The 12,563-nt window shown below is 69.4% G+C and carries 10 protein-coding genes; 1 reads left to right on the plus strand and 9 read right to left on the minus strand.

All coding sequences use genetic code 11. The features are described 5' to 3' along the window. Positions 1-133: 133 nt before the first annotated feature. From ACFRAL_RS08260 to ACFRAL_RS08270, 3 genes are all read right to left on the minus strand, one after another. The gene (locus ACFRAL_RS08260) at positions 134-2,692 is read right to left on the minus strand and encodes an ATP-dependent Clp protease ATP-binding subunit (RefSeq protein WP_378881619.1); all 2,559 of its coding nucleotides are present in this window, start codon (positions 2,690-2,692) and stop codon (positions 134-136) included. 107 nt (positions 2,693-2,799) lie between these two features. Next, positions 2,800-3,264, minus strand: coding sequence for a DUF3817 domain-containing protein (locus ACFRAL_RS08265; protein WP_378881622.1), 465 nt, complete (start codon positions 3,262-3,264; stop codon positions 2,800-2,802). A gap of 24 nt (positions 3,265-3,288) precedes the next feature. Then, a complete protein-coding gene (locus ACFRAL_RS08270; protein WP_336396533.1) occupies positions 3,289-3,726 on the minus strand; it encodes a helix-turn-helix domain-containing protein in 438 nt (145 codons plus the stop codon). A gap of 92 nt (positions 3,727-3,818) precedes the next feature. On the opposite strand from ACFRAL_RS08270, the gene ACFRAL_RS08275 reads away from it, so the two are divergent. After that, a complete protein-coding gene (locus ACFRAL_RS08275) occupies positions 3,819-4,928 on the plus strand; it encodes a class I SAM-dependent methyltransferase (RefSeq protein WP_378881625.1) in 1,110 nt (369 codons plus the stop codon). Positions 4,929-4,931: 3 nt separating this feature from the next. Here the strand turns inward: ACFRAL_RS08275 and ACFRAL_RS08280 are convergent, their stop codons facing one another. The 6 genes from ACFRAL_RS08280 to nrdH form a co-directional block, all read right to left on the minus strand. Further along, positions 4,932-5,594, minus strand: coding sequence for a hypothetical protein (locus ACFRAL_RS08280; protein ID WP_378881628.1), 663 nt, complete (start codon positions 5,592-5,594; stop codon positions 4,932-4,934). A gap of 151 nt (positions 5,595-5,745) precedes the next feature. Next, complete coding sequence (locus ACFRAL_RS08285; RefSeq protein ID WP_378881631.1) at positions 5,746-7,806, minus strand: elongation factor G; 2,061 nt, start codon at positions 7,804-7,806, stop codon at positions 5,746-5,748. A gap of 736 nt (positions 7,807-8,542) precedes the next feature. Beyond that, complete coding sequence (gene nrdF / locus ACFRAL_RS08290) at positions 8,543-9,517, minus strand: class 1b ribonucleoside-diphosphate reductase subunit beta (RefSeq protein WP_378881634.1); 975 nt, start codon at positions 9,515-9,517, stop codon at positions 8,543-8,545. A gap of 32 nt (positions 9,518-9,549) precedes the next feature. Continuing rightward, entirely contained in the window at positions 9,550-11,703 is a 2,154-nt protein-coding gene (nrdE, locus tag ACFRAL_RS08295; RefSeq protein WP_336396538.1) for a class 1b ribonucleoside-diphosphate reductase subunit alpha, read from the minus strand. Next, positions 11,688-12,131, minus strand: coding sequence for a class Ib ribonucleoside-diphosphate reductase assembly flavoprotein NrdI (gene nrdI, locus ACFRAL_RS08300; RefSeq protein WP_378881637.1), 444 nt, complete (start codon positions 12,129-12,131; stop codon positions 11,688-11,690). Before nrdI ends, nrdE begins: the two co-directional genes overlap by 16 nt. A 3-nt stretch (positions 12,132-12,134) precedes the next feature. Beyond that, a complete protein-coding gene (gene nrdH / locus ACFRAL_RS08305) occupies positions 12,135-12,368 on the minus strand; it encodes a glutaredoxin-like protein NrdH (protein ID WP_336396540.1) in 234 nt (77 codons plus the stop codon). Positions 12,369-12,563 lie beyond the last annotated feature (195 nt).

Here is a 12,563-nt window from a genome sequence, read left to right on the forward strand (position 1 = left end):
GTAGCCCGACCAGCGCCGGACGCGGGGGGGGGGCCCCCGGGGGGCCCCCGGGGGGGGGGGGGGGCGCCGGGGCGCCGGCCCGCCCCGCGGCGCGGTCCCCGCCGCCCCGCCGCCTCTCGGCCTGAGGGGTCCGCTATGCGGCCGCCGCGAACGCCGAACCGGCTGCGACGGACAATCCGTCCGCTGCGGCATCCACGGTGACGGTGCCGCCGTCGGCCAGCGCACCCGTCACGAACAGGTCCGCGATGCGGTCGTCGACCTCGCGCTGGATGAGCCGGCGCAGCGGGCGCGCGCCGTACTCGGGCTCGTAGCCGTGCTCGGCCAGCCACGCCACGGCGCCGTCGGTGACGATGAGGTCGACCTCGCGCCTGGCCAGACGCGACTCGGATGCCCCCAGCAGCAGGCGGACGATGCGCTCGAGCTGCGGCTTCTCGAGCTTGCGGAACAGCACGATCTCGTCGATGCGGTTGAGGAACTCGGGTCGCATCGCCTCGCGGAGCTTGCCGAACACGCGATCGCGCAGATCCTTCTCCGATCCGAAGCCGGTCGGACCGCCCCCGTCGGGGAGGAATCCGATGGCGCCGCCGCGCGAGGCGAGGAACTCCGAGCCGAGGTTGGACGTCATGACGATCACGGTGTTGCGGAAGTCGATCGTGCGGCCCTGCCCGTCGGTGAGGCGCCCGTCGTCGAGCACCTGCAGGAGCAAGTTGAACACGTCGGGGTGCGCCTTCTCGATCTCGTCGAACAGCACGATCGAGTACGGGTTGCGCCGCACGCGCTCGGTGAGCTGGCCGGCCTCGTCGTAGCCGACGTATCCGGGAGGAGCGCCGACCAGCCGCGACACCGTGTGCCGCTCGCCGAACTCGCTCATGTCGAAGCGGATGACGGCGCCCTCGTCGTCGAAGAGACTCGCCGCGAGCGCCTTGGCGAGCTCCGTCTTGCCGACGCCCGTCGGGCCGAGGAAGAGGAACGACCCGACCGGGCGCCGGGCGTCGCCCATGCCCGTGCGGTTGCGTCGCACCGCCTTGGCGACGGCGGTCACCGCGTCGTCCTGGCCGATCACACGGCCGTGCAGCTCGTCCTCGAGCGCCGCGAGGCGCTCCCGCTCGGTCTCGGTGAGGCGGTTCACCGGAATGCCGGTCGCACGGCTGATCACCGCGGCGATCTCCGGCTCGTCGACGATCGCGTCCGCGCGGGTCGCGGCGCCGGCAGCGGTCGCCCGCTCGATCCGCCCCTGCACGTCGCCGATCTCGTCGCGGATGCGCGACGCCTCCTCGTAGTGCTCGGCCGAGACGGCGGCGTTCTTGTCCGCCTCGAGGGTCGCCAGCCGCTCGATCAGACCGCTCACGTCGACCTGGGCGCCCAAGCGCAGCCGCAGCCGCGCACCGGCCTGGTCGATGAGGTCGATCGCCTTGTCGGGCAGGACGCGCTCGGTGAGATAGCGGTCGCTGAGCTCGACGGCGGCCCGCAGCGCCTCGTCGGTGTACACGATGCCGTGGTGCTCCTCGTACGCGGACTTGAGGCCCCGCAGGATGAGCACGGCGTCCTCGATCGAGGGCTCGCCCACCTTCACCGGCTGGAACCGGCGCTCCAGCGCCGGGTCCTTCTCGATGAGGCGGTACTCCTTGAGCGTGGTCGCACCGACGAGGTGCAGGTCGCCGCGCGCGAGCCGTGGCTTGAGGATGTTCCCCGCGTCCATGCCGCCGTCACCGGCGCCGCCCGCACCGACGACGGTGTGCACCTCGTCGATGAAGACGATCAGCTCGCCCTTGCGGGCGGCGATCTCGTCCATCGTCTTGGTGAGGCGCTCCTCGAAGTCGCCGCGGTAGCGCGTGCCCGCGAGCATCGCGGGCAGGTCGAGCGAGACCACGCGCCGGCCGAGCAGCTGCTCCGGCACCGCGCCGTCGACGATGGCCTGGGCGAGTCCCTCCACGATGGCGGTCTTGCCCACGCCGGCCTCGCCGACGAGCACGGGGTTGTTCTTGGTGCGGCGGCTCAGGATCTCGATCGTCTGCTCGATCTCGTCGGCCCGCCCGATCACCGGGTCGAGTTCGCCGGCCGCGGCGCGAGCCGTCAGGTCGGTGCCGTACGCGGCGAGCATGGGGGTGCCGGATGCCGCGGCATCCGTCTCGTCATCGCCGTCGGGTGCCGCGGACGGCGACACCGTCTCGCGGGCGCCCTGCGTGAGCGCCTCGGCGGTCACGCCGGCCCGTGCCAGCACCTGACCGGCAGGGGTGTCCTGCGCCAGCACCAGCGCGAAGAAGAGGTGCTCGGGGTCGACGTACGTCGAGCCGGATGAGCGCGCCACCTGGAAGGCGTGGAACAGGGCGCGCTGCACCGACGAGGTGACGACGGCCCCGTCGACGTCGGCAGCCGCCGACGCCGCGGGGAGGCGGTCCTCCGCGGCGCGCACGATCGCCGCGACGTCGGCGCCGATGCGACGGACCGCGTCCCGGGCCGGGGGCTCGGAGACGAGGACGCGCAGCACGTGGAGGGCGTCCAGCTCGTGCTGTCCGCGCTCGAGCGCGTACCTGCCGGCGCGCTGGAGGAGCTCCTGCGTGCGGGCGCCGAGGTACCGGCTGAGATCGATGGAGCGCTCTGCGCGCGCACGCTCCCCCGCGAGGTAGCGTGCCAGGAACTCGTCGAACGAGCTCTCCTCGCCGCCGGCCTGTGGGGTGAAGTCTTCGGGCATTCCGTCTCTCCTGAACTTGAGTGGACGAGTATCAAGTCTTGAACTTGATACCTGCGATGTCAACTTCAACGCGAGCTCGGGCGCGGGCTATTCCCGGCGGTGACGGCTCAGTCTCGCCCGCCGGGCGGGCCGAGGATCAGCAGCACCACGAAGAGCGCGATCACCGCGAGCGCGATGAGCGCACCGAGAACCCACGGCCGCCGCAGGAACCAGCGCATCAGCCGGTCGAACCAGCTCGCGTCCCGCGGGTCATCGGTCTCCTCCAGCCGCCACGCTCCTGCCAGCTGTCCGGTGCGCTGCAGCCACAGCTCGGTCGGGATCGTCGCATAGGGGATCACGGCACTGACGAGTGCGACGGCGGTCGGGGCGACCCGCCACCGGTTGTTCAGCGCGACGAGGACGACCGTCGCCGCGTACGACAGGAAGATGAAGCCGTGGATGCCGCCGCCGATGGTGACGCCCGGCGCCCACCCCGTGGCGGCACGGGCGATGAGTCCGGCGATGAGGAGGGTCCAGGAGACGGCTTCCGCGATGGCGAGGAAGCGGAACAGCGAATGCGGGTTGCGAAACACACCTTCAGCGTAGCTGAAACTCCTTCAGGTTCCCTGAAGCCGTGTGGGGCGGTCCAACCCGTAGGGCTCCTCATGGAGTCCCTCGAGCGCGGTGGCGAGTTCCGGCGCGCCCTCCGCGAGGGCGGCGTCGAGACTGGCCAGTCGCTCCTCGGCTGCCCGAAGCACCGCGCCGCCACGGTCGGTGACGCGAAGATCGGACGCCGCTCCGGCATGCGCGGTGGCGTCGGCGACGAGTCCGGCGTCCACGAGGGTCTGCACGGCGGTGTGCGCGGACTGCACCGTGATCTGAGAGCGGCGGGCGAGCTCGCTGAAGGAGATGCCCGGGGTCACGTCGATGTGCGCGAGCAGCCCGTACTTCCTGGTGGTGAGCCCGAGGTCGCGCAGCTGGGCGCCGAGGTGCTGGTCCCACACGCTCGCCACCGTCAGCAGCGCGATGACGGGGCTGAACGGACGCTCGGACACGGGCTAAATGCTAGCCCCCGGCGCGTCCGAGCGCCGCTCATCCGCGGCCGGGCGGCCGATCCATCCCACGCGGCGACCGATACCGTGGGACGGTGACGTTCTCGATCGACGGTCTGCGGCGGTGGCCCGACGTCGAGGCTCCCGATCTCCTGGCGGCGGATGCTGCGGACCGGCTGCTCCTCGACGAATCGGCCGCCGCTCGTCGCAGAGCCGACGCCGGCGAGCTCGTCGTCATCGGCGACGGGTACGGCGCCCTCACGCTGGGCGCAGCGGCCGAGGGGGCGCGCGGCGTCCGCGTCCACCAGGACCCGCTCACCGGCGAGCGGGCACTGGCCGCCAACGCCGCGCGCTGCGGCCTGGGTGACGCCTTCTCGTCGCTGCCGCTGGACCCGGAGCTGGTGCGCGACGCGCGGGTCGTGCTGCTGCGCCTGCCGCGCTCCCTCGACGCCCTGCGCGACATCGCCGGGCTGGTCGCGGCGCACGCGGCCCGCGACGTGGAGGTCTACGCGGGCGGGCGGGTGAAGCACATGTCGCTCGCGATGAACGACGTCCTGCGCGAGCGATTCGCACGGCTGGACGTCAGCCACGCCCGCCAGAAGTCGCGGGTGCTCGTCGCCCGTGAGCCCCGCGGCGGCGCAGACCCAGAGCCCCGGATGCAGGTGCACGACGGCCTCGTCGTGTGCGCGTTCGGCGGCGCGTTCGCCGGCCCCTCGATCGACATCGGCACCCGGTTCCTCCTGGAGCATCTCCCCCTCGTAGACGATCGCGCGTCGCCGGCCATCGACTTCGCCTGCGGCACCGGCGTGATCGCCACCGCGCTCGCCCTGCGCAATCCAGGGCTGCGCGTGCTCGCGACGGACCAGTCCGCCGCCGCCGTGGCATCCGCCCTGGCCACGGCGGCCGCGAACTCCGTCGCGGACCGCGTCGAGGTGGTCCGCGACGACATGCTGCGTTCGCGGGCCGACCGCAGCGCTGCCTTCATCGCCCTCAACCCGCCCTTCCATTCCGGCTCAGCGGTGCACGAGGGCATCGCCCCGCTCATGTTCGCCGAGGCCGCCCGCGTGCTCCAGCCGAGCGGGCGGCTGTGGGCGGTGTGGAACTCCGGCCTGCGGTACCGCTCCGCACTCGAGCGCGTCGTGGGCCCGACGACGCAGATCGGCCGGAACGCCAAGTTCACGGTCACCGCGTCGACGCGACGCTGAGGTCTACTCGTCCGGCGACGGCTCGGGCGCGGGCGTCGGGCCGAACAGCACCCACTCGCCGGCCGCGCACTGGTAGAACTGCACCGTCACGGTGTCGATGAAGACATCTCCGTCCGTCGCGCAGGCGTCCGCGTCGGGTTCCGACGTGCCGAGCAGCACCTGGGTGCCGGGCGCACCCTGCTCCCCCTGCTCCCCCTGCTCCCCCTGCTCGCCCTGCTCGCCTTCCTCGCCCTGCTCGCCCTGCGGGCCGGCGGGGCCCTGGGCGCCCTCCGGGCCCTGCTCGCCGCTGAGGTTCTCAGCCGCCGCGTCCCGCAGGTTCGCCACGAAGGACCAGTCCTCCTGGAACAGATACAGGTCCGCGGTCAGGATGTCGATGTACACGTCGCCTTCATACCCCTTGCCCGACTCCGGCGGTCCCGAGCCCGCCCGCACGGCGGAGCCCGCCGGCAGCACGTCGGCGAGCACCTCGTCGTACTCGGGCGTCGCGACGGTGGCGGAAGGCGACGGGGCGGGGTCCGCCGTGTCGACGCTCCTCGCCAGCCACGACCCGAGGAAGGCGGCGAAGAAGGACAGCAGCACGAACGCGAGGCCGAACCAGATCAGCGTTCCGCGCGTCACCGGCGCGGCGGTGGCCGCATCGCCCTTGGATCCCGAGTCCATCTCCACGGCCCACTCCCCATTCCACCGCGTGCGACACCGGTCCGCAGGCTCCCACAGCCCGCGTCGATGTGACCACTGTAGGAACGCGGACGGCCCCGTGTCACGCGTTCGGCTTAATTCGCCTCCGGGCGCGTGCCGGTGCGGAGCGGGCGCCCCGTCAGCGCACCCCGTTGGCCGGCTCGTAACGCTCCGGCACGATCTCGAGCTCACCTTGGCCGGCGGTGAGCGAGCGCAGGTCGAGCACGTATCGGCGCAGTTCGGAGTCTGGGACCGTCGCCCTGATGCGAGCGCGGCCGTCGTCGCTGCGCTCGGTGGAACCGACGCGAGCCCTGCGGCCGGCGAGGTCGGTGAGAACCGGGCCCTGCAGTGTCGCCGGGACGGTGACGGTCACCCTCGAGACCGGCTCCAGCAGCACGGTGCCCGCCTGCGCCAGTGCCGCCTTCACCCCCAGCGATGCCGCCGTGCGGAACGCCATCTCGGACGAGTCGACCGAGTGCGCCTTGCCGTCGTAGAGCTCCACGCGCACGTCGACCACTGGATGCCCCTGCGGCCCTCCCGTCGCCAGCGCGTCACGGGCACCCCTCTCGACGGCGGGGATGTAGGAGCGGGGTACGGCACCGCCCACGACGGAGTCCTGGAACTCGAACCCGCCGCCGGGCGCCAGCGGCGAGACGCGCAACTGCACGACGGCGAACTGCCCGTGACCGCCCGACTGCTTCTTCAGCTTGCCCTCAGCGCTGGCCGTGCCCGCGATCGTCTCCCGGTAGGCGACCGGCGCCGGCGAGGTCTCGACGTGCACGCCCAGCACGCGGGCCAGTCGCTCGACGGCCACCGCGACGTGCGTGTCGCCGAGGCCCCGGAGGACCGTCGCCCCGCCTGCACGATCGACCACGAGCGTCGGGTCGTCCGATACGAGCCGCGCGAGCGCGGTCGTCAGCTTCGCGTCGTCGGACTGCGAGACCGGCTCCAGGCTCACCGCGTACACCGGATGCCGCTCCGGCAGGCGCCTCGGCCGCGCACCGGTGCGCGGCCTGCTCCACAGCAGCGAGCCCGACGGCGTGCCGGCGAGCTTGGCCACCGCGCCCACGTCGCCGGCGCGGAGAGCGTCGGCAGGGAGGTGCTCGGCGCCGCGCAGCCGGAACAGGGCCGGCATCCGCTCGTCCGCACCGGTCGTCGCGTTGTGCAGCCGGTCGCCCGGCCGGAGCACCCCGGAGAGCACCTTGAGCATCGCGACCTGTCCGACGAACGGATCGGCCAGCGTGCGGAAAACATGCACCAGCGGCTCGCCGGCCGCGTCGATCGCGACCGCCTGCTCGGTACCGCCCTCGCCGTCGTCGTCGACGCCGATGCGGATCGACCCGTCTCTCGTCCCCGGCGCGGGAGCGAGCTCGCAGAGCAGATCCAGCACGCGGTCGACGCCGGCCTCCGAGCCGGCGGAGCACAGCAGCACGGGGACGGCCTCGTTCGCGGCGACCTCCTTCGCGAGGGTGCGGCCGAGCTCGCGGGCGGACGGCTCGTCGCCGTCGAGGTACGCCTCCAGCTGGGCGTCGTCGTGCGACACGATCTCCTCGGTCGCATCCTGGTGGAGCCGGTGCTCCTCGTCGGCGATGTCGGCGGGGATGGGCTCCTCCTGATGACGACCGCCCTCGTCGTACACCAGCAGGTGCTCGCCGAGCACGTCGGCGATGGCATGGAAGCCCTGCTCCTCGCCCACGGGAAGCTCCAGCGGCACGAGCCGCGAGCCGAACGTGCTCCGCAGCTCTCCCAGCACGCGGCGGAAGTCGGCGCGCGCCCGGTCCTCCTGCGTCACGACGACGATGCGCGGGACACCGGCCCCCTCGGCGGCCGCCCACGCCGCCTTCGTGCCCGCCGTCACGCCGTCCACGGCGCTGACGGCGACGACGGCGACGTCGGCGACGGACAGCGCGGCGTCGACCGCGCCGATGAAATCAGGATGCCCCGGCGTGTCGGCCAGCGTCAGCGCGGTGCTGCCGCCCTCGGCCGCCCACACCAGGTACGCCAGCGACAGTCCCAGCGACACGCCTCGCGCGGTCTCCTCGGCCTCGAAGTCGCACACGGTGGTGCCCTGCTCGACGCTCCCCATTCTCGGGATCGCACCGGCGCGGTGCAGCAGGGCCTCGGCGAGTGTCGTCTTGCCGGCGCCGCTGGCCCCGATGAGCGCGACGGTGCGATGTGTGACAGGGGACGCGGCATCCACGAAGACCTCCCGCGACGGTGCGGACTCACGACTAGGTCCATCGTGTCGGGGAAGCCGCGACGGCGCCAGATGGCGATCGGTCGAGGGGAGATATGACCGGGGGGCCGACGCGAGAATGTCGGCACCCCCGGTAGCCGCAAGCTCGGGACTCGCGGCCGGGGCACCGGACCGGGGCTCCGGCGTCATCCCCCATTGAAGAGACACCGCACCGGGGTGTCTATTACGCGACTTCGGGGAGTTCGTCGGCGGGTTCGGAGCGATCCTGTGAAACACCTGTACGGCGCGCCTCGCGCGAGGATCGCGAAAAACGCCGTGTCCACTCGGTATGGTGGCACCGGGTCGATCCCCGCACATGTTCGGCCGCGTTACGAAGGCATCCCCAGTGCCGAGCCCCTCCCCAATGGGCGTGTGACAACGCTGCGGGGACGCCCAGGTCCCTCGGACGCTACAGGCTCTATCTGCAGCGTCCGAGGGACCCTCCTATGCGCCGGGGGGTGCGCACGGGGAAGGTCGGCGGCGTAGCCCCAGAGATTCCCCAGTCGGCCGAGGAGAGGTCATATTCCCAGGACCTCGCTCCCCACCCGGCCGCAACACTACCGTGTCCCCCATTCGGGGGACAATGCGCTGCGCGCGAAACGCCCCGGCATCCCCACCCGAGGGTGAGGAACGCCGGGGCGCTCGTGACTGTCCGGAGGCCGGCCGCACGGCGATTCACCCGCCGCGGCCCGGGGGTGATCTAGAAGTCCCAGTCCTCGTCTTCGGTGGCCTCGGCCTTGCCGATGACGTACGACGAGCCCGACCCCGAGAAGAAGTCGTGGTTCTCGTCGGCGTTCGGCGAGAGAGCCGACAGGATCGCCGGGTTCACGTTCGTGACCGTGGCGGGGAACATCGCCTCGTAGCCCAGGTTCATGAGGGCCTTGTTGGCGTTGTAGTGCAGGAACTTCTTGACGTCCTCGGTGAGACCGACGCCGTCGTAGAGGTCCTGCGTGTACTGCACCTCGTTGTCGTAGAGCTCGTACAGCAGCGAGAACGTGTAGTCCTTGATGTCGTTGCGGGTGGCCTCATCGACCTTCTCGAGCCCGCGCTGGAACTTGTAGCCGATGTAGTAGCCGTGCACGGCCTCGTCGCGGATGATGAGGCGGATGAGGTCGGCGGTGTTGGTGAGCTTGGCGCGGCTCGACCAGTGCATCGGCAGGTAGAAGCCCGAGTAGAACAGGAACGACTCCAGCAGGGTCGAGGCGACCTTGCGCTTGAGGGGCTCGTCGCCTCGGTAGTACTCCATGACGATCTGAGCCTTCTTCTGAAGGTTCTCGTTCTCCACCGACCAGCGGAACGCCTCGTCGATCTCCTTCGTCGAGCACAGCGTCGAGAAGATCGACGAGTACGACTTGGCGTGCACCGACTCCATGAACGCGATGTTCGTGTAGACGGCCTCCTCGTGCGGGGTGAGGGCGTCCGGGATCAGCGAAACGGCGCCGACGGTGCCCTGGATCGTGTCGAGCAGGGTGAGCCCGGTGAACACCCGCATGGTGAGGGTCTGCTCCTCGGGGGTGAGCGTGTTCCACGACTGGATGTCGTTGGACAGCGGCACCTTCTCGGGCAGCCAGAAGTTGTTCACGAGGCGGTTCCACACCTCGAGGTCCTTGTCGTCCTGGATACGGTTCCAGTTGATGGCCTGGACGTGATCCAGGAGCTGGAGCTTCTCGCTCATCTTTCCTTCTTCTCCGAAAGTCTCAGGTCGGATCACAACGTGCACGAGACGCACTCGGACATGTCCGTGCCCTCGAGCGCCATCTGCCGCAGACGGATGTAGTAGATCGTCTTGATGCCCTTGCGCCAGGCGTAGATCTGGGCCTTGTTGATGTCGCGCGTCGTGGCGGTGTCCTTGAAGAACAGCGTCAGCGACAGCCCCTGGTCCACGTGCTGGGTGGCGGCGGCGTACGTGTCGATGACCTTCTCGTAGCCGATCTCGTAGGCGTCCTGGTAGTACTCCAGGTTGTCGTTCGTCATGAACGCGGCCGGGTAGTAGACGCGGCCGAGCTTGCCCTCCTTGCGGATCTCGATCTTGGCCGCGATCGGGTGGATCGACGAGGTGGAGTTGTTGATGTACGAGATCGAGCCGGTGGGCGGCACCGCCTGCAGGTTCTGGTTGTAGATGCCGTGCTGCTGGATCGACGCCTTCAGCTCGCGCCAGTCGTCCTGCGTCGGGATGTGGTGACCGGCGAACATGTCCTTCACCTTGTCGGTCGCCGGGACCCATGCCTGGTCGATGTACTTGTCGAAGAACTCGCCGGTCGCGTACTTGGAATCCCAGAAGCCGTCGAACACCTCGCCGCGCTCGATGGCGATCCTGTTCGACGCGCGCAGCGCGTGGAAGAGCACCGAGTAGAAGTAGATGTTCGTGAAGTCGACGCCCTCTTCCGAGCCGTAGTGCACGTGCTCGCGCGCCAGGTAGCCGTGGAGGTTCATCTGCCCGAGGCCGATCGCGTGCGAACGGTCGTTGCCGTCCTCGATCGAGCGGACGGAGCGGATGTGACTCTGGTCGCTGACGGCGGTGAGGGCGCGGATGCTGGTCTCCACCGTCTTGGCCAGGTTGCCGCCGTCCATCGCGAGGGCGATGTTGAGGGAGCCCAGGTTGCAGGAGATGTCCTTGCCGATCTGCGCGTACGAGAGGTCCTCGTTGTAGGTCGTCGGCGTGTTGACCTGGAGGATCTCGGAGCACAGGTTGGACATGTTGATCCGGCCCTTGATCGGGTTGGCCTTGTTCACCGTGTCCTCGAACATGATGTACGGGTAGCCCGACTCGAACTGGATCTCGGCCAGCGTCTGGAAGAACTCGCGGGCGTTGATCTTCGTCTTCTTGATGCGCGGGTCGTCGACCATCTCGCGGTACTTCTCGGTGACCGAGACGTCGCCGAAGGGCTGGCCGTAGACGCGCTCGACGTCGTACGGCGAGAAGAGGTACATGTCCTCGTCGTTCTTGGCAAGCTCGAAGGTGATGTCCGGCACCACGACGCCGAGCGACAGCGTCTTGATGCGGATCTTCTCGTCGGCGTTCTCGCGCTTGGTGTCGAGGAACCGCATGATGTCGGGGTGGTGGGCGTTGAGGTACACCGCGCCGGCACCCTGACGGGCGCCCAGCTGATTGGCGTAGCTGAAGCTGTCTTCGAGGAGCTTCATCACCGGGATGATGCCCGAGGACTGGTTCTCGATCTGCTTGATCGGAGCACCCGACTCGCGGATGTTCGACAGCAGCAGGGCGACGCCGCCGCCCCGCTTGCTCAGCTGGAGGGCGGAGTTGATGCCGCGCGCGATCGACTCCATGTTGTCTTCGATGCGCAGCAGGAAGCACGAGACGAGCTCGCCGCGCTGCGCCTTGCCGGCGTTGAGGAACGTCGGGGTGGCGGGCTGGAACCGGCCGGAGATGATCTCTTCGACCAGGTCGGTGGCCAGCTTCTGGTCGCCGTCGGCCAGCGCCAGCGCCGTCATGACGACGCGGTCCTCGAAGCGCTCGAGGTACCGCTTGCCGTCGAAGGTCTTCAGCGTGTAGCTCGTGTAGTACTTGAAGGCGCCGAGGAACGTCTCGAAGCGGAACTTCTTGCCGTACGCGAAGTCGTTCAGCTGCTGGATGAACTCGAACGGGTACTTCTCGAGCACCGTCGGCTCGTAGTACTCCTTCTCGACCAGGTAGTCCAGGCGCTCCTTGAGGGAGTGGAAGAACACCGTGTTCTGGTTCACGTGCTGCAGGAAGTACTCCCGTGCGGCGCGCTTGTCGGCGTCGAACTGGATCTTCCCGTCGGCGTCGTACAGGTTGAGCATCGCGTTGAGGGCGTGATAGTCCATGCCCTCGAACCGTGCCTGAGTCTTGAAGTCGCTCTGCGTCAGAGTTTCCACCATCGTTCCAATCCCGCGTTCACGCGTTCCACATCTTCAGGCGTGCCGAATACCTCGAGCCGATACAAGTGCGGCACGTGGCACTTGCGGCTGATGATGTCGCCGGCGAGACAGAAGTGCTCGCCGAAGTTGGCGTTCCCCGCAGAGATCACTCCGCGGATGAGGCGCCGGTTGCGCTCGTCGTTGAGGAACCGGATGACCTGCTTCGGAACGGCGCCCTTCTCGACTCCCCTACCCTGGCCTCCGCCATAGGTGGGAGTCACGAGGACGTACGGCTCGTCGACCACGAGCGACGGATCCGTCGTGTGCAGAGGGATCCGGACCGCCCGGGCGCCGAGCTTCTCGATGAAGCGTGCGGTGTTGCCCGACACGCTGGAGAAGTAGACCAGCAGCGGCGCGTCTGTCGCGACGCGCTGCGTCACGACGGACATCGGTCAGCCCAGTCGCGAAGCGAGCTCGTCGATCTTGTCGGGACGGAAGCCCGACCAGTGGTCCTCATCGGTGATGACGACCGGCGCCTGGAGGTAGCCCAGCGCCTTGACCTGCTCGAGGGCCGCGGGGTCCTCCGAGAGGTCGTGGATCTCGTACTCGATCCCCTTGGAATCGAGAGCCCGATAAGTGGCCGTGCACTGCACGCACGCGGGCTTGGTGTAAACCGTGATCGCCATGTCGATTCCGTCTCCTCAGTGCTTCCCCCGGTGGCATCCGGTGCGATTCCCGGTAGTCCCCCCACCGGGAGTCCAATACTACATATGGGTACCGACATCCGATAGCACCACAAGGGCTAGTAGTTACATCCGTGTGATTTTCCACCGTTCTCCCCATGTACAACACAGGTTGTCCACCGATCCATCCACAGCGGA

Origin of the sequence: Microbacterium sp. NPDC056736 (assembly GCF_042790415.1) — a bacterium.
In the GTDB taxonomy this organism is placed as follows: domain Bacteria; phylum Actinomycetota; class Actinomycetes; order Actinomycetales; family Microbacteriaceae; genus Microbacterium.

Coding starts and splice junctions, on each gene's coding strand:
- ACFRAL_RS08260 (WP_378881619.1), bottom strand. CDS start 2,692: ATGCCCGAAGACTTCACCCCACAGGCCGGCGGCGAGGAGAGCTCGTTC.
- nrdH (WP_336396540.1), bottom strand. CDS start 12,368: ATGGCGATCACGGTTTACACCAAGCCCGCGTGCGTGCAGTGCACGGCC.
- nrdE (WP_336396538.1), bottom strand. CDS start 11,703: ATGGTGGAAACTCTGACGCAGAGCGACTTCAAGACTCAGGCACGGTTC.
- nrdI (WP_378881637.1), bottom strand. CDS start 12,131: ATGTCCGTCGTGACGCAGCGCGTCGCGACAGACGCGCCGCTGCTGGTC.
- nrdF (WP_378881634.1), bottom strand. CDS start 9,517: ATGAGCGAGAAGCTCCAGCTCCTGGATCACGTCCAGGCCATCAACTGG.